Consider the following 262-nt stretch of genomic DNA (forward strand, 5'->3'; position numbering starts at 1 on the left):
ACGGGCGAAATAGTCGATGACCTGCTTCATCTCGTGCGGCGTGAACCACCATTCTCCAAAAAAGCGTCTTGGGTCATGGTAGGTCCGCAGTAAGACAAGGCCAGGAGCAAGATCAACAACTACTGGGTCCTTAATCCCACCGGATCTTGCGCCACTTTTCGAATCAAACCCGCGCACCTTCAAGTAGGTAAGCTTCAATGTGGGGTCTTGAAACAAATGCGCATTTACAGCCGTCGTGGACGTCATCTCAACCCCCGTTTTT

1 protein-coding gene is annotated in these 262 nt (G+C 51.1%); it reads right to left on the reverse strand.

Annotated elements, in window-relative coordinates:
* Positions 1–246 (reverse strand): hypothetical protein (locus tag JMJ55_RS31455; RefSeq protein ID WP_236034279.1); only part of this gene is annotated, 246 nt, incomplete at its 3' end.
* Positions 247–262 lie beyond the last annotated feature (16 nt).

The sequence above is a fragment of the Belnapia mucosa genome, from assembly GCF_016775475.1.
GTDB classification, from domain to species: domain Bacteria; phylum Pseudomonadota; class Alphaproteobacteria; order Acetobacterales; family Acetobacteraceae; genus Belnapia; species Belnapia mucosa.